Source organism: uncultured Methylobacterium sp. (assembly GCF_964244095.1).
Classification (GTDB): domain Bacteria; phylum Pseudomonadota; class Alphaproteobacteria; order Rhizobiales; family Beijerinckiaceae; genus Methylobacterium.
This window is the reverse complement of record NZ_CAXTHR010000077.1, coordinates 1-20,194: the sequence shown is the minus strand read 5'-3', so window position 1 is coordinate 20,194 and position 20,194 is coordinate 1. Positions and strand designations below refer to the sequence as shown.

The window sequence follows — 20,194 nt, the reverse complement described above, 5'->3', positions numbered from 1 at the left end:
TTGTGAACCCCAAGAGTCCACACCGCCTAGAGCGTTTTCCATGATCTTCGGATCACGGAAAACGCTCTAGGCCTTTGTGTGGCTGCATTTTCTTTACGCGAGCCGGTATCCACCTCGCTGGAAAATGCTCTAGTTGCCCGTTTCGCCGTCATGCTTGGTTCATGGGCGGAAACGACGCGGAATGCGGCACGATCGCGGTCGAGGGCTTGCGCGACCGCGCCGTCCCGGCCTAGCATGATGCGATGCAACGCGAGCGCAGAGTCGAACGCGGGATGCCGCAACCGGTCTTCGGATCAGCCGTCGTGAGCCCGACCGCCCCTCTAGGCGGATGCTACGGGGTCCAGGTTCTCGTCGCTGGACGTCAGAAGCGGTGGCGGGACGAGGTCTCCAGCCAGGTCCGCCGGGCCGGCTATCAGGCGACCGCCTGCGACAGCGCGGTCGATGCCCTCACCGTCCTCGTCCTCGGCCTGCCGGTCGACGTGCTCGTGGCCGACGTCGCACTTCAGGGCGCCCTGTGCTGCTCGCGCCTCGCGCGCGAAGCCCGGGCCCTGCGGCCGGGCCTGCGCATCGTGCTGGCGAGCGAGTTCTACGAGGACATGGCGGGGGCGGCCTCCGATCTCTTGCCGGACACGATCCTGATCCCGCGCGACCTTCGCGATGGGGCCGTCGCCAGCACGGTGCGGGAAGCCTTGGCGAGCCGTACCGCCTAAGCATCATGGCCGCGAAGTGTCCCACGGTTCGCGGTCGAAAACGATGTGACCACAAAAAGTTCGAAGCAGGCTTTCGTGGGCGAAGCCACGAAAGCCTGCTTCGAACTGCGACCCGACCCAACGTGGCCGCCCGACCCAACGTGGCCGGGTACGGCCCTGGTTTCACTCCATCACCGCCGCCTTCATGATCACCACCATCGTCGCGCGGCCCGGCAACGCTCCGGTGCAGCGGACGACGTGCTGGCGATCGCAGCGGTAGCGCAGCGTCTCGCCGGCGCGTGCCTGCTGCACCACGCCGCCGACATCGACCTCGAAGCAGCCCTCCGAGACCGACAGCGATTCCACCGAGCCGCGCTGGTGCGGATCGGAATCGAGAACGCCGCCCGGATCGGCTGAGACCTCATACCATTGCAGCCACTCGATCGTCTTGATCCAGCCGATGATCGCGAGCCGCACCTTGCCGTCCTCGGAGACGAGGATCGGCGTGTCGGCCCGCGACGACTTCTCGATGAACGGCTCCTCGTCGTTGGCGGCGAGCACCCGCTCGATCGAGACGTCCAGCGCCTGGCTCAGGCGCCAGATCGTGGCCAGCGTCGGGTTGGTCTCGTTGCGCTCGATCTGGCTGATGATCGATTTGGCGACGCCCGACTGCTCGGCGAGTTCGGAGAGCGAGAGGTTGTACGCCTTGCGCAGGCGCTGGATCGTCTTGCCGAGCTGGCCCGACAGCACCGCCGCCCCGCTCAGCATGTCCCGGCTCCGTCCCACCCGTTCCGGCTGTTCCTGCATCGCCCTTGAGATCCGCCCCTGCGTTCCGTTTATCGGAACGAACGTACGCTAATACAAACGCAATCGGCGGGGTGATGCAAGGCGGTCGAAGGGCGGAGCCGGGCAGCGGCGCCGCAAGCTCAGGTCCAGCTCGCGAAGAAATGGTGGACCGGGCCGTGGCCGGCACCGATCGTCAGGTCGTCGGCGGACGCGATCGCGGCGGCGACGTAGGCCTTGGCGCCGGCGACCGCCGCCTCCAGCCCGAGGCCCCTGGCGAGGCCGGCGGCCGCCGCCGCCGAGAGGGTGCAGCCGGTGCCGTGGGTGTTGCGGGTCGCGTACCGCGGCCCCGAGAAGCGCCGCAGCACGCCGTCGCGCGTCAGGAGGTGGTCGACGCTCTCGTCGCCCGCCGCATGGCCGCCCTTGATCAGCACCGCGCGGGCGCCGGCCGTGACGAGGCGGCGTGCCTGCGCCGCAGCCCCGTTCTCGTCCACGGCCGGCGCCTCGTCCAGCAGGGCCGCGGCCTCGGGCAGGTTCGGCGTGACGAGGTCGGCAAGCGGCATCAGGCGGCTGCGCAGCAGCGCCACCGCGTCGTCCGAAATCAGCCGGTCGCCGCTCGTGGCCACCATCACCGGATCGAGCACCACCGGGATGCGCCCCGGGATCGCGTAGCGTTCGAGCGCGTCGGCCACCGCCGCGATCACCGCGGGCTGCGACAGCATCCCGATCTTCACCGCCGTGACGGCGAGGTCCGAGAACACGCTCGCGATCTGCGCGGCGACGAAATCGGCCGGCACGTCGTGGATGCCTTGCACGCCGAGCGTGTTCTGGGCGGTCAGCGCCGTGATCGCGCTGGCGCCGTAGACGCCGAGCGCCGAGAAGGTCTTGAGGTCCGCCTGGATGCCGGCGCCCCCGCTCGAATCCGAGCCGGCGATGGTGAGCGCGATCGGCGTCACGGCTTGCCTCACGGTTTGCCTCCCCGCTCGGCCAGGGCCGCGTCGACCCGCGCCCGCAGGTCGCGCGCCCGCCCTTCGACGGCCTCGGCCCCGAACAGCGCGGCGATGACCGCGATGCCGTCGGCGCCGGCCGCGATCACGGCGGCGGCGTTGCTCGCATCGATCCCGGCGATCGCGCCGACCGGCATCCCGCTGCCGCGGGCGAGGCGTGCCCGGAAGGCAATCCGCGAAAAGCCGTCGAGGCCGACCGGCGGGTCGGGGTTGTCCTTGCTCGCCGTCGCGAACACGCCGCCGATGCAGGCGTAATCGACCGGCAGCCGGTAGAGCTCGTCCGCCTGCGCCACGGTCTTCAGAGTGAGGCCGATGATCGCGGCGTCGCCGAGCAGGCGCCGTGCGTCGGCCGGATGCAGGTCGGACTGGCCGAGATGGACGCCCTCCGTGCCGGCCGCCAGCGCGAGGTCGACGCGGTCGTTGACCAGGAGCGGCGCGCGGCCGCCGAGCGCGGCGTGGATCACGCGGATGCGGGCGAGCGCGGCGCGGGCATCCGCGACGGCCTTCTCGCGATACTGGAACAGGGTGCAGCCGCCGGCGAGCGCGGCCGCCGCCATCTCGGCGAGCCGCCGTCCGTCACCACCGCAGACCCCGACGTCGAGGAGGCCGTAGAGACGCAGGTCGACCGGCGGGCCGGAGGTCCGGCCGGGGCCCGATTTCCCGAGGCTGCCGCCTGCCTGCATCGACGCGTGTCCTCGTCAGCCGCCGGGCGCCCCGCCCCGGCGGAGGAGAACGTCTGGCCATCGGCCTCGCGCTTAGCAAGAGATTTCGGCAAGAGATTTCGGCAAAGAGGGTTCGGACCCGGCCGCGTTGACGGACCCCGGCGAACCAAGCCTAAAGCAACCGCGGGTCGCCGGGCGGCGACCGGGGTTTCGGCCGGCCTCGGAGGAGCATGGCGGCGGGGATGACGATGGCGGCGGACGAGCGCGCGGACGGAGCCGGCCGGACGGTGCCCGGCCCGTCCTCCGTCGGGCTCGCCGCCGCGATCATCGCGGCGACGAAGGGTGAGCCGCGGGCGCTCACGGTCCACGTGGCGGACCAAGCGCCGGGGCGCGGCGACGGGCTGCCGGCAGGCCCGCTCGTCCCCGAGCACGCCACCCTGGAGCGGGGCCTGCGCGCCTGGGTCGAGCGACAGACGCACCAGCGCCTCGGCTACGTCGAGCAGCTCTACACCTTCGGCGACCGCGACCGTCAGGTGGACGCCAGGGCGGGCGCCGAGGCCGGCCTCCATACCCTGTCGGTGGCCTATCTCGCGCTGGTGCGCGAGGAGCGCCCGGCGGGGCTGGCCGAGGCCGCGTGGCGCAACTGGTACCGCTACCTGCCCTACGAGGACTTTCGCAAGGGGCGTCCGTCCGAGCTCGACGCGATCGAGGCGAAGCTTCGCGCCTGGGCGGCGGAGCCGGCCGAGGCCAAGCTTCGGCGCCTGCGCGCGGATCGCCTCGGCCTCACCTTCGGCCTCGACGGCGCCACCTGGAACGAGGAGCGCGTGCTGGAGCGGTACGAATTGCTGTTCGAGGCCGGCCTGGTCCCGGAGGCGGCGGGCAATGCCGGGCCGGCACGCCCCGGCGACCCGGCCGGCGTGCCGATGGCCTTCGACCACCGCCGGGTGCTCGCCACCGCGATCGGCCGGCTTCGCGGCAAGATCAAGTACCGCCCGGTGGTGTTCGAGCTGATGCCGCCGCACTTCACCCTGCTCCAGCTCCAGCGCACCGTCGAGGCGCTGTCGGGCACGCAGCTCCACAAGCAGAACTTCCGCCGCCTCGTCGCGCAGCAGGGGCTCGTGGAGGAGACGGAAGCGGTGACCAGCGGCACGGCGGGCCGGCCGGCGCGGCTCGTGCGCTTCCGGCGGGAGGTGCTGCTGGAGCGGCCGGCGCCGGGCCTGCGGCTGACGCCGTCGCGGCGGGTGTCGTGATCGTTTCCGGGCCGGGCGCAGGCGCCCCGGCCTCAGCCCGGCATCGGCAGCGGTGCGATCCGCGGCGCTTCGGTGCCGCCCCGGCGCTCAAGCAGGCCGGGCGGGGGCACCGGCGCCGCGATGGTGCAGACGACGCCCCCTGGATCGAACGAAAGCTGCACGTCGCCGGCGAGTTCGCGGGCGAGGCTGCGCTCGATCAGCCGCGAGCCGAAGCCGGTGCGGGTCGGCTTCACGACGGGCGGGCCGCCGGTCTCCGCCCAGCGCAGCGTCAGCCGGACTTCGTCGTCGCGCCGGATCGACCACGCGATCGCGACGTGTCCGCCCTCCCGCGAGAGCGCGCCGTACTTCACCGCGTTGGTGCCGAGTTCGTGCAGCGCCATGGCGATGGAGAGCGCGAGCCGCGGCGGCAGCCGCAGGGGCGGGCCGGAGACGGAGAAGCGGGACGCCTCGCGCGCATCGAGCGGCCGGATCGCGTCGGCGACGACGGTGCCGATCTCGGCCCCCTCCCAGTTCTCGCGGGTGAGCACGTCGTGCACGCGGGCGAGTGCCAGCAGGCGCGCCTCGAAGGCGGCGCGCGCCGCATCGGCCTCGGCGCCGTCGAGGCTGCGCAGCGACTGGTTGGCGATCGACTGGACGGTGGCGAGCGTGTTCTTCACGCGGTGGTTCAGTTCGTGGATCAGCAGCAGCAGGTGCTCTTCGGCGAACTTGGCGTCGGTGATGTCGACGTTGCAGCCGGTGTAGCCGAGGAAGGTGCCGGCATCGTCGAGCCGGGGCACGCCCTCGCAGCGCAGCCACCGCACGGCGCCGTCGCGGTCGATGACGCGGACCTCGGTGCGGAAGGGTTTCCGGGCCGCGAACGCCTCCGCGAAGATCGCCGAGAAGCCTGCGAGATCGTCGGGGTGGACGATGCGGTGCCAGCCCTCGTTGGCCAGCGCCGCGGCCGGCAACCCGAAGATATGGCCGAAATGCATGTTGACGAAGCTGACGGTCGCCGCCTCGTCGGTCATCCAGATCAGCGCCGGCGCGGAATCGGCCATGTGCCGGAAGCGCGCCTCGCTCTCGCGGAGCGCCGAGAGGCCGCGCCGGGTCTCGGCGAGCGCGCGGTCGCGCTCGCCCTCGCGGGTGCGCAGCCGCAGCGACGCGTCGGCGAGCACGTCGCCGAGGCGGCGGATCTCGTGCACCGGCGAGGCGATGCGCGGGATCGCCTCGCCGCGCGACAGCGCCGGCCCGGACGCGGCGAGCTGGCGCAGGGGCTGCGAGACCCGCGACCACAGCACGACCGCCAGCGCCGAGGAGGTCGCGAGCACCAGGAGCCCGAATCCGCCGAATGCCCAGACCCAGCGCCGCAGCCGCGCGTCGACGAGGGTCTGCGGGATGCTCGTGCCCACGGTCCACCCGGTGAGCCGCGAGCGCGCCTCGACCACCACGACGGGGCGGTGCTGGCGGTCCTTGCCCTCCCAGACGCCGGGGGTCTCGGTCTGGATCTGGCGCAGCGTCGCGAGCCGGGGCCGCCCGACGATGGAGCCGGGGTCCGGCAGGCGTCCGAGCACCAGTCCCTGCCGGTCGGAGATGCCGGTGGTCCAGCCCTCGACGACCTCGCGGGCGAGGATCGCCTGGAGCCGGCTCAACGGGGCGCTGAAGCTCAGGATGAAGGCGGCCTCCGTCCCAGCCGGCACCGGCACGGCGACGGCGTAGGTGGCCTCGTCCGGCATCGGGCCGGGCAGGTACCCCGTCACCATCGCGCGCTGGGTGCCGGCCGCGATCTCCTTGTCGAACGGCAGCGCGGTGACGGGCAGCAGGCCGCCGCGCTTGATCCCGGTGTTGACGATCTGCTGACCGTCCGGGCGGCGCAGCAGGATGTCGAGGTCGATCGCCTCGCGGACGAGGCGGGCTTGCGCGTCGAAGGCGTCGAACTCGCCATCCTTCAGCCGGGGCGAGGTGGCGAGCGTCTGCAGCACCGAGACGAGGCCCGCGGTGTCGCGGTCGATCGAGAGGGCGATGCCGCGCACGTTCTCGCGGGCGTCCTGCTCGAAGCGCGCGCGCTCGACCGAGGCGTAGCGCGCCAGCAGGATCGCCGTGAACAGCAGCCCCGGCCCGATCAAGGCGATCACCAGCGCGACGAGGTAGACCTGCGTCGAGAAGCCGTTGCGCTCGAGCCGCGCGACGGGGCGGCCGAGCCAGGCCGGCCGCGCGCCGCGCCCGCGCATCTCGGCCAGCCTCACGGGGGCGTCCGGCACGGAGCCGGCATCGACGGCATCGCGGTGTGCGTGCTTGCCGTGTGCATGGTCCTGCTGCATCGCGTCACGGCCGATCGATGTGGCCGAGATCGCGCGTGGGATCGAGGCGGTCGCGCACGCGCTGCTTCAGGGCCTTCACGTCGGGGAAGCCGCCGTCGCGGGTCCGCTCCCACACGGTGTCGGCGCCGAGCGTGATCGCGAAGGCGCCGCCGGTGGCCGGGACCAGCGCCACCTCGCCGAGGTCGTCGCGAAAGGTCGAGAGCAGTTCCTGCGCCATCCAGGCGGCGCGCAGGAGCCAGTTGCACCGGGTACAATACATAATGGCGACGCGCGGCTTGTCCGCCGCGGCTTTGGGCGTGTCATCCATGGGGCGCACAGCGCACCGCGGGGGCGGGGTTGTCAACCTCGCGCCCGCCCGCCCCAACATGCCGCCCGCGTCGAGCTTTGCGCCACCCGCGGGCCTTCTCCCGGCGCGCGGACCCCCTATCTGACGACGGAGCGGGAACGGCCAAGCTGGGCCGGCCCCGGCGGTCTTGAGGGGTCGAAATGTCGTCGCGTCCGAACTTTGCCATCCCGCGCACCAGCCCGGTGATCGCCCGCGTGATCGCAGCCGTCGTCGCGGCGCTGCTGGCGACCTGCCTCTCCGGCTGCGGCGCGATCAACCGGGTGCCGACCCTGGAGGAGCAGGCGAAGTCCTCGTGGAGCGAGGTGCAGAACCAGTACCAGCGCCGCGCCGACCTGATCCCGAACCTCGTCGAGACGGTGAAGGGCGTTGCCCAGCAGGAGAAGGACGTGCTGATCGGCGTCACGGAGGCGCGCGCCAAGGCGTCGAGCGTCAAGGTCGATGCCTCGACCGTCAGCGACCCGCAGAAATTCCAGGACTTCCAGGCCGCGCAGAACCAGCTCTCCGGCGCGCTCGGCCGCCTGCTCGTGACGGTGGAACGCTACCCCGAGCTGAAGTCGAACCAGAACTTCCTGGCGCTGCAGTCGCAGCTTGAGGGCACCGAGAACCGGATCGCGGTGGCGCGGCGCGACTACATCGGCGCGGTCCAGGTCTACAACACCGAGATCCGCACCATTCCCGGCCGCTGGATCGCCGCGTGGTTCTATCCCGAGTCCAAGCCGATGGAGACCTTCGCGGCGACGCCGAATTCCGAGCGGCCGCCGAACGTGAAATTCTAGGCCGTCGCGCGGCGATGATTCGGGGACCCGTCCGAGGCTTTCGCCTCGTCCTCGCGCTCGCGGCCTGCCTCGGGTCGTGGACGGCGGCACTTGGCGCCGAGCCGAGCTTCCCGACGCTCACCGGCCGCGTGGTCGATGCCGCCGGCCTCCTCACACCCGAGCAGCGCGGCGGGCTGGAGGCGAAGCTCAAGGCGTTCGAGGACAGGACCTCGGACCAGGTCGTGGTCGCGACGGTGCCGAACCTCCAGGACACCACGATCGAGGATTACGCTAACCGCCTGTTCCGCACCTGGAAGATCGGTCAGGCGAAGGCGAACAACGGCGCGTTGCTGCTCGTCGCGCCTGCCGAGCGCAAGGTCCGCATCGAGGTCGGCTACGGCCTCGAAGGCGCGCTGACCGATGCGCTCGCGCGCGTCATCATCGCCAGCGCCGTCACGCCGCGCTTCAAGGCCGGCGACTTCGCCGGCGGCATCACGGCCGGTGTCGACGGCATCCTGGCGATCCTCTCGCGCGATGCCGAGACGTGGCAGCGCAGGCCGCAGGTGCGTGCCGACGAGGTCGATCCGATGCAGGGGCTCGTCTTCCTCGCCCTGTTCCTCCTGGTGCTGTTCGTCGCGTGGCGGATGAACCGCGGCGGGCGCCGCCGCGGCGGCGGCCTCGTCTTCCTTCCCGGGCCGGGCGCCGGCGGCTGGAGCGGCGGCACCTCCGGCGGCTTCGGCGGGGGCTTCCCGGACGGCGGGTTTTCCGGGGGCGGCGGATCGTCCGGCGGCGGAGGCGCGTCCGATGGCTGGTGAGGGCACGCCGCTGAGCCCGGCCGCGCAGGAGCGGATCGCGTGGGCCGTCGGGCGCGCCGAGGTCGGAACCGCCGGCGAGATCGTGGTGATGCTGGCTCCGCGCGCCGGGCAGTACCGCTCGGTCGTGCTGATCGCGGCCCTCGTCGGCGGCCTCGTCCTGCCCTGGCCGCTGATCGCGCTGACGGCGTGGAGCGCCGGAGCGATCCTGCTCGCGCAGGGGGCCCTCGTCGCGCTGGTCCTCGCCGCGGGGCTGTACGAACCGTTGCGCCTGTCCCTGGTCCCGGCGCGCATCCGCCGGGACCGCGCCCGCGAGGCGGCGCGGCGCGCGTTCTGGTCGCGGGGGCTCGGGCGGACGCGGGGCCGCACGGGCGTGCTGCTCTACCTGTCGCTGGCCGAGCGGCACGCCGAGATCGTGGCCGACGACGGCATCCTGGCGCGCATCGGCTCCGAACGCTGGCGCACGACCCTGGACGACCTGCTCGCCGCGCTGCGCCGTGGCGAGACCGAGGCGGGCCTGATCCGCGCCGTGGAGCGCATCGGCGCCGACCTCGCCCGGCACGTCCCGGCCGGCCCCGACGACCCGGACGAGTTGCCGAACCGCGTGGTCGTCGCCGATTGAGGGCTATCCGCCGGTGACGCTCATGTGGCGCGGCACCGCCGCCGGGCGCTGGCGCGCGATGACGAAGTCGTGGCCCTTGGGCTTGCGCGTGATCGCCTCCAGCACCGCCGCCGTCACGAGGGCGTCGTCCGGCGAGGCGCGCAATGCCGAACGCAGGTCGGCCGCGTCCTCCTGGCCGAGGCACATGTAGAGCTTGCCGGTGCAGGTTAGGCGCACGCGGTTGCAGCTCTCGCAGAAATTGTGGGTGAGCGGAGTGATGAAGCCGAGCCGGCCGCCGGTCTCGGCGACGCGCACGTAGCGCGCCGGGCCGCCGGTGCGGTCGGGCAGCGGCGTCAGGGTGTAGCGGCGCTCCAGCCGCGCGCGGGCCAGCGACAGCGGCAGGAACTGGTCGGTGCGCTCCCCCTCGACCTCGCCGAGCGGCATCACCTCGATCAGCGTCATGTCCATGCCGAGGCCGTGGGCCCAGGCGATCATGTCGGCGATCTCGTCCTCGTTGACGCCCTTCAGCGCCACCGCGTTGATCTTGACCTTGATCCCGGCAGCGCGCGCCGCAGCGATCCCGTCGAGCACCACCGCGAGGTCGCCGCGGCGGGTGATCGCGCGGAACTTGTCCGGGTCGAGGGTGTCGAGCGAGACGTTGACCCGGCGGACGCCGAGGTCGGCGAGTTCGGCCGCGAACCGCCCGAGCTGCGTGCCGTTGGTGGTCAGCGTCAGTTCCTCCAGCGCCCCCGTGCCGAGATGGCGCGAGAGCCGGCGGAACAAGTGCAGGATGTCGCGCCGCACCAGCGGCTCGCCGCCGGTGATCCGCAGCTTGCGCACGCCGCGCGCGATGAACACGCCGCAGAGCCGATCGAGTTCCTCCAGCGTGAGCAGGTCGCGCCGGGGCAGGAAGTTCATCGTCTCCGACATGCAGTAGACGCAGCGCAGGTCGCAGCGGTCTGTGACGGAGATGCGTAGGTAAGTGATCGCCCGCTGGAACGGATCGATCAGCGGCGCCGCCGGCGCCGGGGCGACGATCCGGGGCGTCGGGGACGCCCGATGGGGCTGAAGGGGCGCCGACGATATTTCCGCTGGGCGGCCTGATGACGAACCTGACATGGGACGGCATATGATGGGACATGGGCCCGCGGGCAAGCGCGCGCAGGGCCGACGCACGACGATGCTTGGGAGTTCGACCGTGACCGAGGAACGCTGGCCGACCGAGATCCGCCTATCGGGGGACAAGCGCGTCCTCAACGTCGCCTTCGACGACGGCGGACGCTTCGCGCTTCCGGCCGAATACCTGCGGGTGTCGAGTCCCTCGGCCGAGGTGCAGGGCCATTCGCCGGGCGAGCGCAAGGTGATCGGCGGCAAGCGCGCGGTCGCGATCCTAGAAATCCAGCCGGTCGGCAACTACGCGGTGAAGCTCGGCTTCGACGACATGCACGACACCGGCATCTTCGGCTGGGGCTACCTGCACGTCCTCGGCCTCGAATACGACGCGCGCTGGTCGACCTACCTCACCGAGCTCGCCGAGCGGGGCCTCGACCGCGAGACGGGGCGCGTCGCTCCAGCGAAAGGCGGTGGATGCGGCAGCGGTGGCGGGTGCGGCTGCCATTGACGTCGGCGGACAGGAGAGAGGCCGGCGTCCCCGCCGGCCCCTCGGAAGGCTTGAGCCGACGAACGTTCACCGCTGGACAATGACCTTCGTGCCGACCTTGGCGCGGGTGTAGAGGTCGATCACGTCCTCGTTGGCCATGCGGATGCAGCCCGAGGAGACGGCGGTGCCGATGGTCTCCGGCTCGTTCGAGCCGTGGATGCGGTAGATCGAGCCGCCGAGATACATTGCGCGGGCGCCGAGCGGGTTCTCGATGCCGCCCTTCATGAAGCGCGGCAGGTCCGGGCGGCGGCGCAGCATGGTCGAGGGCGGGCGCCAGTCCGGCCATTCCTTCTTCATCGTGATGTTCTGCACGCCGCCCCAGGTGAAGCCCGGCCGGCCGACGCCGACGCCGTAGCGCAGGGCCTGGCCGCCGCCGAGCACGTAGTAGAGCCGCCGCTCGGCGGTGGACACGACGATGGTACCGGCCCCGTACGGACCGGCATAGGCCACCTGCTCGCGCGCGATCGCCGACATCTGCGGCACGGCCGAAGCCATCGGGTCGGCGGTGTTGAGCGCGGCGTTGGCGGTCGGCACGGCGACGGCCTGGACCGCCTGCGGGCGCACGCGCACCGAGAGCGCGGTGTCCAGCGGCTGGCGGGTGAGCGGGTCGATCTCGTAGGCGAGGGCGGGCGCCGCCGACGCGGCAGCCGCGCAGACGAGGCCGATCAGGGCGAAGTGACGACGCATCAAGGCCTCTCGAAGGCAGGCGAAAGCTGTGGAAAACGCGGTGGATGACGCTGCCGCACGATGGCGCGCCAAGTCTCGCCAAGGGGTAAACGACCCCCGTCCAAAGCCAAGGCCGAAACCGCGCCGCACCCTGGTTCCGGCAGCGCCGTGACTCGATGGCAACACTGTGGCAGCGTTGCCGTGGCCGGCACGCATCAGGTCCCGTCTCCACCCTGCGGACTGCCTCGTTTCACGCGGCGCCGGCCTGGCGGGATCGAATACGGCGGCAGCGCGGCGGACTCGGGATCTGGACGGCTGCCGCGACGCGGGCGACGGGCTGGTGCCGAGGTCGGCGTGGCCGAACCTGCGGCGGCGCACGGCCGTCGTGTTCGATGCGTCCGCACGCCCGGCCGCAGGGTTCGGCCGATGCGCGCAAGGGCTTGTCCGCTCGCGGCCTCGAAGCCTATCTGAGCGGAAAGATCGGTTGCGTGCAGGGCGATCCAGCGCCGCCGCCGCATGGACCGCCCGGAATTGAAAGAGAGTCTCGGTGTCGAGAACCGCTACGCCGGCACATTCGATCAACGCTGTCGCGCGACTTTATCGCCTGCTGCTCGGCCGTGAGGCGGATGAGGCGGGTCTCTCCTATCATGCCGGTCTCCTCGAGCAATCAGGAGAGGTTCTCGATGTCGTCGCCGCCCTCACGTCCAGTGCCGAATACGTAAGCCTGCGGAGTCGGGACAGCGCCCGCCCTGCTCCCGGACCGGCGCCAACACCAGCGATCGACCGTGCGATCACGATCGTCGATATCGGCGCCCAGCGCCTTACCGATCAGCCCCACGCCTATGCCGCGCTCGAAGCTGCCGGCTTCAGCTTGAAGATCGTCGGGTTCGAACCCCTGGCGGAGCGGTTGGCGGATCGAAGCCTTGCCGAAGCTGGAGGCGATTTGTGTTTGATGCCCGATTTCATCGGGGACGGATCGACGCGGGTTTTCCATGTCAACAACTTTGACGCAACGTCGTCGCTGCTCCCGCTCAACCTCGGTTTGACCGAGGCTTTCGTCGAGCTGAAAGATCTACATACCGTGCATACGGAAACTGCCGCGACCCGGCGCCTCGACGATGTGCTCTCGGATCATGGTCCTGTCGACTTCCTCAAGCTCGATATCCAAGGCTTTGAGCTGGAGGCTCTTCAGGGAGCCGAGGCGCTCCTGCAAAGAACGGCCGTCGTTCACTGCGAAGTGTCGTTCGCGGAGATCTACGAAGGCCAGCGATTGTTCTCGGATATAGAGATATTTTTGCGTCATCGCGGCTTCGATTTCATCGATCTGGTCCATGCGCATCGAGGCGGATATGTGGTTCCTTCCGGCACCGTCATCGGTGATCGGCTGTTGTGGGCGGATGCAGTGTTCTTCCGCCACCCTGAGGCTTTGAGCCCCGGTGAGCGTTCCATACAGGCGATGATTGCATGGCATGTCTACGGAAAGCCGGGTCTGGCCGAGCGGATTCTCATAGAATAATAACATTATCCTACTCTGAAATTTGATCTCCGATCCCGGCAGCGGGCGGATGGACTCGCGTTACCGTGCAGCGCGCGGGTCGCGTTCGCGTTCTCAGGCGGCGTCGAGGCCGAGATCGATGATCGCGGCGCTGTGGGTGATCCAGCCGCAGGAGATCAGGTCGACGCCCGACGCCGCCACGGCGCCGACGGTGGCTGCGGTGATGCGGCCGGACGCCTCCGAGAGAGCGCGCCCGTCGATCATCGCGACCGCGCGCGTCAGTCGCTCCGGGTCCATGTTGTCGAGGAGCACCGCGTCGGCGCCGACCGAGAGCGCCTCCCGGAGTTGATCGAGGGTGTCGACCTCGACTTCGATCTTCACGAGGTGTCCCGCCCTGGCGCGCGCGCGCACGATCGCCGGCACGATGCCGCCGGCCACCGCCACGTGGTTGTCCTTGATCAGCACCGCGTCGTCGAGGCCGAAGCGGTGGTTCGAGCCGCCGCCGGCGCGCACCGCGTGCTTCTCCAGGGCGCGCAGGCCCGGCGTGGTCTTGCGGGTGCAGACGATCGCGGCCTTGCCGTGCGGCCGCGCCGCCGCGACGAGGCCGGCGGTGGCGGTGGCGACGCCGGACATCCGGCACAGCAGGTTGAGGGCTACGCGCTCGGCGGTGAGGATGGCCCGCGCCGGACCGGACAGGCGGATCACCACATCGCCCGGCGACACGCGGGCGCCGTCGCCGCGCGCCACGACCGCCGACACCGCCGGGTCGATCAGCGCGAAGGCGATCACCGCCGCGTCCACGCCCGAGATCACGCCCTCCTGGCGGGCGGCGATCACGCCCTCGAGGCGCGCGTCGGGGGGCACGATCGCGTCGGTGGTGATGTCACCGGCCCGGCCCAGATCCTCGAGCAGCGCCGCGCGGACGATCGGCTCGACGAGGAGCCGAGGCAGGGGAAGCATGCCGGTCATCGGGCCAAGACCTTTTCCGTGCGCAGGGATACCGTTCCGGCGGCGCGAAGCGCGCGCGGCGTCGCCTCGGTGTGCCGCGCCGGCGCGGCCTGGGGGAAATCGCTGCGCCAGTGGCCGCCGCGGCTCTCGCGGCGGCCGAGCGCGGACGCGGCGATCATCAGCGCGACGAGCGCGGCGTCGCATCCGGCCTCGGCCCGTGGTTCGAGGGCGTCGACCGCGGTCCGCAGGCCCGCCTCGTCGCGCACCACGCCGACCCGCCGTTCCATGATCGCCCGGATCGCCGGCAGGTCCGCGGGCGGGTCGCCGCGATCGGACCGGATGTCCGGCAAGGCTGGACCAGGGGAGGCCGGACCGGGGGAGGCCGCATCGAGCCCGTCGGCGATGAAGCCCGCGAACGCCAGCGCCTCGAGCAGAGAGTTGCTGGCAAGCCGGTTCGCCCCGTGCAGGCCGGTCGAGGCGACCTCGCCGTTGGCGTAGAGGCCGGGCACGCTGCTGGCGCCCTGCGCGTCCACGCGGATGCCGCCCATATGGTAATGCGCCGCCGGCCGCACCGGGATCGGCTGCCGCGCGGGATCGATCCCGGCCGCCGCGCAGAGGCCCGCGACGGTGGGAAAGCGCGTCGGCATCGCGGCGCCCAAGGGCCCGCGCGCATCGAGGAAGACCGTGCGGCCGCGCGCCAGCGCCTGGAAGATCGCGCGGGCGACCACGTCGCGCGGCGCGAGGTCGCCGCCGGCGATGCCCGCCATCACGGCCGCGCCGGCCTCGTCGATCAGCCGGGCGCCCTCCCCCCGCAGCGCCTCGGTGGCGAGCGGCATCGGGTCGGCGCCGGCCGCGATCGCGGTCGGATGGAACTGCACGAACTCCAGGTCGCGCATCACCGCGCCGGCGCGCGCCGCGAGCGCGAGCCCGCGGCCGGTGGCGCCGCGCGGGTTCGTGGTCGCGGCGTAGAGCGCGCCGACGCCGCCGGTGGCGAGCACCACGGCGCGGGCCGGGATGCGGAAGCGGGCGCCGTCGCGGGCGCAGACCACGCCGGCGACCGCACCGCGCCCATCGCGCAGGAGATCGCGGACTGAGGCCGTCACCACCGTGATCGACGGGGTCGAGCGCACCGCGCGCATGAGCGTTTCGAGCACGCGGGCCCCGGTGGCGTCGCCGCCCGCGCGCACGATGCGGCGGCGGCCGTGCGCGGCCTCCAGGCCGAGGGCGAGGCGGCCCGCGGCGTCACGGTCGAACGGCGCCCCGAGATCGGCGAGCCATGCGATCAGGCGTGGTCCTTCCGCAGCGACGCGCAGCGCCACCGCGGGATCGGTGAGGCCGGCGCCGGCGGCCCCGGTGTCGGCGGCATGGAGCGCGGGCGCGTCGTCGGCGCCGACCGCGGCGGCGATGCCGCCCTGTGCCCAGCCGGTGGCGGTGCCGAGGCCGAGCGGCGCGGCGGTGACCAGCGTCACCGGGCGCGGGCCGAGCCGCAGGGCGACGCCGAGGCCGGCGATGCCGGCGCCGACCACGACGACGCGGTCGGCCGGGTCGCGCGAGACCGCGTTCATCGCGCACCCACCGCGAGCATGCGCTCGACCGCGGCGCGCGCCCGGTCGGCGAGGCTCGGATCGACCGTGACCTCGTGGGTCATCGTCTCCAGCGCGCGGCGGATGTTGTGCAGGTTCATGCGCTTCATGTGCGGGCAGAGGTTGCAGGGCTTGATGAACGCGATGTCGGGGTTTGCCGCCGCGATGTTGTCGGCCATCGAGCACTCGGTGACGAGCACCACCTGCGCCGGGCGCGTCTCGGTGACGAAGTTCATCATCATCGCCGTCGAGCCGGAGAAGTCGGATTCGGCGACCACGTCGGGCGGGCATTCGGGGTGCGCGATCACCGTGACGCCGGGATAGCTCTCGCGCACCGCGCGGATGTCGGTCGGCGTGAAGCGCGCGTGCACCTCGCAATGGCCGGCCCAGGTCAGGATCTCGACCTCGGGCAGCAGCGCCTGGACGTTCTGCGCCAGGAACTCGTCGGGGATCATCAGCACCCGCTTCGCGTTCAGCGAGCGGATCACCGCGACGGCGTTGCCCGAGGTGCAGCACAGGTCGGACTCGGCCTTCACCGCGGCCGAGGTGTTGACGTAGGTCACGATCGGCACGCCCGGATGCTGCGCGCGCAAGGCCCGAACGTCCGCGGCGGTGATCGAGTCGGCGAGCGAGCAGCCGGCCGCGAGATCCGGGATCAGCACCGTCTTTCCCGGGTTCAGGAGCTTGGCCGTCTCGGCCATAAAGTGCACGCCGGCGAGCACGATCACGTCGGCCTCCACCGTCACCGCCTCGCGGGCGAGCGCCAGGCTGTCGCCGACGATGTCGGCCACGGTGTGGAAGATCTCGGGCGCCTGATAGTTGTGCGCGAGGATAACGGCGTTGCGCTCGCGCTTGAGCCGGAGGATCGCCGCGATGTCGGGCGCCAGCGCCGGCCACTCGATCGCCGGGATATGCCGGCTGACGCGGGCGTAGATCTTGGGCAGCGGCATCCCGGCGGGGATGGAGCGCGGGCGGGCGAGGGGAAAGGCGGTCGACGCCATGGCGTCCTCCATTATGCTCATTTTGAGCATTCTGCCGCCTAAGTTAGGCGCGCCGCCCCCGCGTGTCCAGATATGCTGAGACTGAGCATAACGGTTTTGCGACGCACCCGCACGGTTGCGCCGCAACCGGGCATCGGCTCAGCCGAAGGTCTCGGGATCGGGACCGATCCGGCCGGCGGCACGGTCGAGGCCGCCGATCCGCGCCATCTCCGCGTCGTCGAGGACGAAGTCGAACACCGCGAGGTTCTCGGCGATGCGGGCCGGGGTCGCGGTCTTCGGGATCGCGACGAGGCCGCTCTGGATGTGCCAGCGGAGCACCACCTGCGCGGGGCTTCGCCCATGCGCCCGCGCGATCGCCGCGAGGACCGGGTCGGCGAGTTCGCGGCCCTGGCCGAGCGGGCTCCACGATTCCGTGACGATGCCGAGCTGCGCGTGCACCGCACGGAGGGCGGCCTGCTGGAAATGCGGATGCAGCTCGATCTGGTTGACCGCCGGCACCACGCCGGTCTCGCCGACGATCCGCTCGAGGTGGGCGGCCGAGAAGTTCGAGACGCCGATCGACCGGGCGCGGCCGGACCGGCGCAGTTCGGCCAGCGCCCGCCACGTCTCGACGTAGAGGTCGCGCAGCGGGCACGGCCAGTGGATCAGGTAGAGGTCGACGTGATCCAGCCCGAGCCTGGCGAGGCTTTCGTCGAAGGCCGCCAGCGTCGCGTCGCGCCCCTGACGGTCGTTCCAGACCTTCGTCGTGACGAAGAGGTCGTCGCGCGCGACCTCGGCCTCGCGGATCGCGCAGCCGACGCCCGCCTCGTTGCCGTAGATCGCAGCGGTATCGATTGAGCGGTAGCCGGCGCGGATCGCGCGGCCGACGACGTCGGGCGTCGCCGCCGCGTCGAGCTGGTACACGCCGAAGCCGAGCGCCGGCATGGCGCGCCCGTCGTTGAGGGGCAGGCTGGGGACGGCCATGGACGGTTCTCCGGTGCTCTGTTCGGGAAGGGCCCTTCGCGGGCGGCGGATGCGGGGCCGGAGCGTCCCGCCAGCCGCGCCCGCACCTGTCTCACCTGGGATGTCCCCGCGATCGCGTCCAGAGGGGCCGGCGGGACGCAGGCGCGGTCGCGGGAGCGTGAAAACTAACCTATGTGGCTGCACGCTTCGATCGGTTGCGCGAAACAGGCGCCGGGTGCGCAGACGCCCCTGGAAACCCAGCCGCACGGAACACGATGCCAGTCACGAAGGGTCCGACCGACGGCCGCGTCTCGCAGCCCCTTCCCGACCTGCCGGCCCTGTCCGATGCGATCCGCGCCCATCTCGGCGAGCATCTGAAGTCGACCTACGCGGTCTCGTTGCAGGCGCCCCCGCCCGGCCACATCGCCGACCTCCTGGTCCGCCTCGAAGGGGTCCTGGCCGCGGCGCAGGGGTGCGACGAGACGGCGTTCCGGGCCGGGCTGCTGGAGGCCGCGCCCAGCCTGCACAGCTTCGCCATCTCGCTCACCCGCAACCCCACGACCGCCGACGACCTCGTGCAGGACACCCTGCTGCGGGCGTGGCGCAGCCGCGGCAGCTTCAAGGCCGGGACCAACCTCGGCGCGTGGCTGTTCACGATCATGCGCAACGCGTTCTACAGCGTGCACCGCAAGCACGCGCGCGAAGTCGCCGACAGCGACGGCGACCACGCCGCCCGCCTCACCAGCCTGCCCGAGCAGGCCGGCCATCTCGACCTCCAGGACGTGCAGGCCGCCCTCGGCCGGCTGTCGGCGCCGATGCGCGAGGCGCTGATCCTGGTGGCGGTCGAGAACGTCTCCTACGAGGAGGCCGCCGCGATCCTGAATTGCCGCATCGGCACCGTGAAGAGCCGGGTCTGGCGCGCCCGCGACCAGCTCGCGCACATGCTCGGCTATACCGGCGCCGAGGTCGGCGCGGACCACCTCACCCTGTCCGCGATCGGCGGCGACGGGCTCGGCATGGGGGCGTGACCCGGCCCGGGTGCAGACCCTGGCACGGTTCGCAAAATTATCGACATACCGATTGCGACACGCTGCATCGCCGACGAGCATATCCTGCTCCACAGCGGCCGGGATCGGCCGGCCTTCGCTGTCGCGCCGATCCGGCGCAGTCTGGAACGGATCGAATCCGTACCCCGTCGCGTTCCCGCTCCGAGATTTCCGCGCACGGGCTGCGATGCGTCGCCCGCGCCAAGAGCCGCCGGCAGCGCCGGCCGCGCACGGGACAGCGAACATGACCGACACGACGCGAGACGCCGCCTTCGTGCTGACGCGACGGACGATGGTGGAGGGCTGCGCGGCGGCGGCCGCCGCGGCGACCGGTCTCGGCATGCCGGCGGTGCGACCGGCGCTTGCCGAGGCATTGGGCGATCCGCCGTCGCAGACGATGCCGATGCGGCTCACCGTGAACGGGCAGACGCACGACCTCGTCCTCGATACCCGCACGACGCTCCTCGACGCGCTGCGCGAGCATCTCGACCTCAACGGCTCGAAGAAGGGCTGCGACCACGGCCAGTGCGGCGCCTGCACGGTGCTGGTCGAGGGCCGCCGGATCAATGCCTGCCTCACGCTCGCCGCCATGCACGAGGGCGACGCGATCACCACGATCGAGGGCCTCGGCACCGAGGAGAGCCTGCATCCGCTGCAAGCCGCCTTCCTGCACCACGACGGCTACCAGTGCGGCTACTGCACGCCGGGCCAGATCTGCTCAGGCATCGGCATGCTCGCGGAGGCGAAGGCCGGGTGGCCGAGCCACGTCACCGAGGACCTCACCACCAGGGCCGCGTTCACCGACGCCGAGATCCGCGAGCGCATGAGCGGCAACGTCTGCCGGTGCAGCGCCTACCCGAACATCGTCGCGGCGATCCGCCAAGTGGCGGATTCCTCGGCCGGCACCGAGCTTTGAGGGGCGTGCGATGAAAGCCTTCACCTACGAGCGCCCGGCGACCGTCCAGGACGCGGCGCGGCTCGCCTCCGAGCGTCCGGACGCGAAGTTCATCGCCGGCGGCACGAACCTCCTCGACCTGATGAAGCTCCAAGTCGAGACGCCCGCCACCCTGATCGACGTGAACCGGCTGCCGCTCGACACGGTCGAGGACATGCGGGACGGCGGCCTGCGCATCGGCGCGCTGGTGCGCAACTCGGATCTTGCCGCGCATCCGCGGGTGCGCAGGGACTACGCCGTGCTGGCCAAGGCCCTGCTCGCGGGCGCCTCGGGGCAGTTGCGCAACAAGGCGACGACGGCCGGCAACCTGCTGCAGCGAACCCGCTGCTACTACTTCTACGACACGTCGAAGCCCTGCAATAAGCGCGCGCCGGGCTCCGGCTGCGCCGCGATCGGCGGGTTCACCCGGATCATGGCGGTGCTCGGCACGAGCGAGGCCTGCATCGCCACGAACCCCTCCGACATGAACGTCGCGATGCGGGCGCTCGACGCCACCGTCGAGACGATGTCGCCGAACGGGGCGACCCGCGCGATCCCGATGGCGCGGTTCCACCGCCTGCCGGGCGACACGCCGCATGTCGAGACCGACCTTCGGAGCGGCGAGATCATCACCGCGCTGACGCTGCCGAAGCCGGTGGCCGGCCTGCACATCTACCGCAAGGTCCGCGACCGCGCCTCCTACGCCTTCGCCACGGT

Annotated in this window: 21 protein-coding genes; 10 read left to right on the top strand and 11 right to left on the bottom strand. The window is 71.7% G+C overall.

The window, feature by feature from the left end; translation table 11 throughout:
- Nucleotides 1-272 precede the first annotated feature (272 nt).
- Complete coding sequence (locus ACFE86_RS13340; protein WP_375455815.1) at nucleotides 273-710, top strand: histidine kinase; 438 nt, start codon at nucleotides 273-275, stop codon at nucleotides 708-710.
- A 162-nt stretch (nucleotides 711-872) separates the two neighbouring features.
- Here the strand turns inward: ACFE86_RS13340 and ACFE86_RS13335 are convergent, their stop codons facing one another.
- The 3 genes from ACFE86_RS13335 to thiE all read right to left on the bottom strand — a co-directional run bounded on the left by ACFE86_RS13335 (nucleotide 873) and on the right by thiE (nucleotide 3,162).
- Nucleotides 873-1,496, bottom strand: a complete 624-nt coding sequence (locus ACFE86_RS13335) for a helix-turn-helix domain-containing protein (RefSeq protein WP_375455814.1) — start codon at nucleotides 1,494-1,496, stop codon at nucleotides 873-875.
- Between the two features lie 119 nt (nucleotides 1,497-1,615).
- Nucleotides 1,616-2,428, bottom strand: a complete 813-nt coding sequence (gene thiD / locus ACFE86_RS13330) for a bifunctional hydroxymethylpyrimidine kinase/phosphomethylpyrimidine kinase (RefSeq protein ID WP_375455818.1) — start codon at nucleotides 2,426-2,428, stop codon at nucleotides 1,616-1,618.
- 8 nt (nucleotides 2,429-2,436) lie between these two features.
- Nucleotides 2,437-3,162, bottom strand: coding sequence for a thiamine phosphate synthase (thiE, locus tag ACFE86_RS13325; protein ID WP_375455813.1), 726 nt, complete (start codon nucleotides 3,160-3,162; stop codon nucleotides 2,437-2,439).
- A gap of 227 nt (nucleotides 3,163-3,389) precedes the next feature.
- On the opposite strand from thiE, the gene ACFE86_RS13320 reads away from it, so the two are divergent.
- Complete coding sequence (locus ACFE86_RS13320) at nucleotides 3,390-4,391, top strand: hypothetical protein (protein ID WP_375455817.1); 1,002 nt, start codon at nucleotides 3,390-3,392, stop codon at nucleotides 4,389-4,391.
- A 32-nt stretch (nucleotides 4,392-4,423) separates the two neighbouring features.
- Here the strand turns inward: ACFE86_RS13320 and ACFE86_RS13315 are convergent, their stop codons facing one another.
- Complete coding sequence (locus tag ACFE86_RS13315) at nucleotides 4,424-6,598, bottom strand: sensor histidine kinase (RefSeq protein ID WP_375455816.1); 2,175 nt, start codon at nucleotides 6,596-6,598, stop codon at nucleotides 4,424-4,426.
- A gap of 94 nt (nucleotides 6,599-6,692) precedes the next feature.
- Nucleotides 6,693-6,995 (bottom strand): SelT/SelW/SelH family protein, encoded by a 303-nt coding sequence (locus ACFE86_RS13310; RefSeq protein ID WP_375455812.1) that lies wholly within the window; start codon nucleotides 6,993-6,995, stop codon nucleotides 6,693-6,695.
- Between the two features lie 179 nt (nucleotides 6,996-7,174).
- Here ACFE86_RS13310 and ACFE86_RS13305 point away from each other — a divergent pair, with 179 nt between their 5' ends.
- From ACFE86_RS13305 to ACFE86_RS13295, 3 genes are read left to right on the top strand one after another with little or no spacing between them, the layout of a single operon-like run.
- Nucleotides 7,175-7,810: a LemA family protein gene (locus tag ACFE86_RS13305; RefSeq protein ID WP_375455811.1), complete on the top strand. Its 636-nt coding sequence runs from the start codon at nucleotides 7,175-7,177 to the stop codon at nucleotides 7,808-7,810.
- A gap of 14 nt (nucleotides 7,811-7,824) precedes the next feature.
- Complete coding sequence (locus ACFE86_RS13300; protein WP_375455810.1) at nucleotides 7,825-8,604, top strand: TPM domain-containing protein; 780 nt, start codon at nucleotides 7,825-7,827, stop codon at nucleotides 8,602-8,604.
- Nucleotides 8,594-9,223 carry a TPM domain-containing protein gene (locus ACFE86_RS13295; RefSeq protein ID WP_375455809.1) on the top strand — a complete coding sequence of 210 codons (630 nt, stop codon included), beginning with the start codon at nucleotides 8,594-8,596 and terminating at the stop codon, nucleotides 9,221-9,223. The genes ACFE86_RS13300 and ACFE86_RS13295 overlap by 11 nt, the downstream gene beginning before the upstream one ends.
- Nucleotides 9,224-9,226: 3 nt before the next feature.
- On the opposite strand, the gene moaA is transcribed toward ACFE86_RS13295, so the two are convergent.
- Nucleotides 9,227-10,321, bottom strand: coding sequence for a GTP 3',8-cyclase MoaA (moaA, locus tag ACFE86_RS13290; protein WP_375455808.1), 1,095 nt, complete (start codon nucleotides 10,319-10,321; stop codon nucleotides 9,227-9,229).
- A 79-nt stretch (nucleotides 10,322-10,400) separates the two neighbouring features.
- Between moaA and ACFE86_RS13285 the strand changes: the two genes are divergently transcribed.
- Nucleotides 10,401-10,823: a gamma-butyrobetaine hydroxylase-like domain-containing protein gene (locus ACFE86_RS13285; protein ID WP_375455807.1), complete on the top strand. Its 423-nt coding sequence runs from the start codon at nucleotides 10,401-10,403 to the stop codon at nucleotides 10,821-10,823.
- A 66-nt stretch (nucleotides 10,824-10,889) separates the two neighbouring features.
- Here the strand turns inward: ACFE86_RS13285 and ACFE86_RS13280 are convergent, their stop codons facing one another.
- Nucleotides 10,890-11,549, bottom strand: a complete 660-nt coding sequence (locus tag ACFE86_RS13280; RefSeq protein ID WP_375455806.1) for a L,D-transpeptidase — start codon at nucleotides 11,547-11,549, stop codon at nucleotides 10,890-10,892.
- A gap of 526 nt (nucleotides 11,550-12,075) precedes the next feature.
- Here ACFE86_RS13280 and ACFE86_RS13275 point away from each other — a divergent pair.
- Nucleotides 12,076-13,044: an FkbM family methyltransferase gene (locus tag ACFE86_RS13275; protein WP_375455805.1), complete on the top strand. Its 969-nt coding sequence runs from the start codon at nucleotides 12,076-12,078 to the stop codon at nucleotides 13,042-13,044.
- Between the two features lie 93 nt (nucleotides 13,045-13,137).
- Here the strand turns inward: ACFE86_RS13275 and nadC are convergent, their stop codons facing one another.
- From nadC to ACFE86_RS13255, 4 genes are all read right to left on the bottom strand, one after another.
- A complete protein-coding gene (gene nadC / locus ACFE86_RS13270) occupies nucleotides 13,138-13,992 on the bottom strand; it encodes a carboxylating nicotinate-nucleotide diphosphorylase (RefSeq protein WP_375455804.1) in 855 nt (284 codons plus the stop codon).
- Nucleotides 13,989-15,536, bottom strand: coding sequence for an L-aspartate oxidase (locus tag ACFE86_RS13265; protein ID WP_375455803.1), 1,548 nt, complete (start codon nucleotides 15,534-15,536; stop codon nucleotides 13,989-13,991). Before ACFE86_RS13265 ends, nadC begins: the two co-directional genes overlap by 4 nt.
- A complete protein-coding gene (gene nadA, locus ACFE86_RS13260; protein ID WP_375455802.1) occupies nucleotides 15,533-16,555 on the bottom strand; it encodes a quinolinate synthase NadA in 1,023 nt (340 codons plus the stop codon). Before nadA ends, ACFE86_RS13265 begins: the two co-directional genes overlap by 4 nt.
- Nucleotides 16,556-16,693: 138 nt before the next feature.
- On the bottom strand, nucleotides 16,694-17,518 hold the full coding sequence (locus ACFE86_RS13255) for an aldo/keto reductase (protein WP_375455801.1): 825 nt from the start codon (nucleotides 17,516-17,518) through the stop codon (nucleotides 16,694-16,696).
- A 254-nt stretch (nucleotides 17,519-17,772) separates the two neighbouring features.
- Here ACFE86_RS13255 and ACFE86_RS13250 point away from each other — a divergent pair, with 254 nt between their 5' ends.
- From ACFE86_RS13250 to ACFE86_RS13240, 3 genes are all read left to right on the top strand, one after another.
- Entirely contained in the window at nucleotides 17,773-18,525 is a 753-nt protein-coding gene (locus ACFE86_RS13250; RefSeq protein ID WP_375455800.1) for a sigma-70 family RNA polymerase sigma factor, read from the top strand.
- A gap of 262 nt (nucleotides 18,526-18,787) precedes the next feature.
- The gene (locus ACFE86_RS13245) at nucleotides 18,788-19,459 is read left to right on the top strand and encodes a 2Fe-2S iron-sulfur cluster-binding protein (protein WP_375455799.1); all 672 of its coding nucleotides are present in this window, start codon (nucleotides 18,788-18,790) and stop codon (nucleotides 19,457-19,459) included.
- Between the two features lie 10 nt (nucleotides 19,460-19,469).
- Nucleotides 19,470-20,194, top strand: a 725-nt coding sequence (locus tag ACFE86_RS13240) for an FAD binding domain-containing protein (protein WP_375455798.1), incomplete at its 3' end; no start/stop codon positions are given.

Bases quoted from the DNA above. Each gene is read 5' to 3' on its own strand.
- ACFE86_RS13340 (WP_375455815.1), top strand. From the start codon at position 273: ATGCCGCAACCGGTCTTCGGATCAGCCGTCGTGAGCCCGACCGCCCCT.
- ACFE86_RS13335 (WP_375455814.1), bottom strand. From the start codon at position 1,496: ATGCAGGAACAGCCGGAACGGGTGGGACGGAGCCGGGACATGCTGAGC.
- thiE (WP_375455813.1), bottom strand. From the start codon at position 3,162: ATGCAGGCAGGCGGCAGCCTCGGGAAATCGGGCCCCGGCCGGACCTCC.
- ACFE86_RS13320 (WP_375455817.1), top strand. From the start codon at position 3,390: ATGGCGGCGGACGAGCGCGCGGACGGAGCCGGCCGGACGGTGCCCGGC.
- ACFE86_RS13315 (WP_375455816.1), bottom strand. From the start codon at position 6,598: ATGCGCGGGCGCGGCGCGCGGCCGGCCTGGCTCGGCCGCCCCGTCGCG.
- ACFE86_RS13310 (WP_375455812.1), bottom strand. From the start codon at position 6,995: ATGGATGACACGCCCAAAGCCGCGGCGGACAAGCCGCGCGTCGCCATT.
- ACFE86_RS13305 (WP_375455811.1), top strand. From the start codon at position 7,175: ATGTCGTCGCGTCCGAACTTTGCCATCCCGCGCACCAGCCCGGTGATC.
- ACFE86_RS13300 (WP_375455810.1), top strand. From the start codon at position 7,825: ATGATTCGGGGACCCGTCCGAGGCTTTCGCCTCGTCCTCGCGCTCGCG.
- ACFE86_RS13295 (WP_375455809.1), top strand. From the start codon at position 8,594: ATGGCTGGTGAGGGCACGCCGCTGAGCCCGGCCGCGCAGGAGCGGATC.
- moaA (WP_375455808.1), bottom strand. From the start codon at position 10,321: ATGTCAGGTTCGTCATCAGGCCGCCCAGCGGAAATATCGTCGGCGCCC.
- ACFE86_RS13280 (WP_375455806.1), bottom strand. From the start codon at position 11,549: ATGCGTCGTCACTTCGCCCTGATCGGCCTCGTCTGCGCGGCTGCCGCG.
- nadC (WP_375455804.1), bottom strand. From the start codon at position 13,992: ATGACCGGCATGCTTCCCCTGCCTCGGCTCCTCGTCGAGCCGATCGTC.
- ACFE86_RS13265 (WP_375455803.1), bottom strand. From the start codon at position 15,536: ATGAACGCGGTCTCGCGCGACCCGGCCGACCGCGTCGTCGTGGTCGGC.
- nadA (WP_375455802.1), bottom strand. From the start codon at position 16,555: ATGGCGTCGACCGCCTTTCCCCTCGCCCGCCCGCGCTCCATCCCCGCC.
- ACFE86_RS13255 (WP_375455801.1), bottom strand. From the start codon at position 17,518: ATGGCCGTCCCCAGCCTGCCCCTCAACGACGGGCGCGCCATGCCGGCG.
- ACFE86_RS13250 (WP_375455800.1), top strand. From the start codon at position 17,773: ATGCCAGTCACGAAGGGTCCGACCGACGGCCGCGTCTCGCAGCCCCTT.
- ACFE86_RS13245 (WP_375455799.1), top strand. From the start codon at position 18,788: ATGACCGACACGACGCGAGACGCCGCCTTCGTGCTGACGCGACGGACG.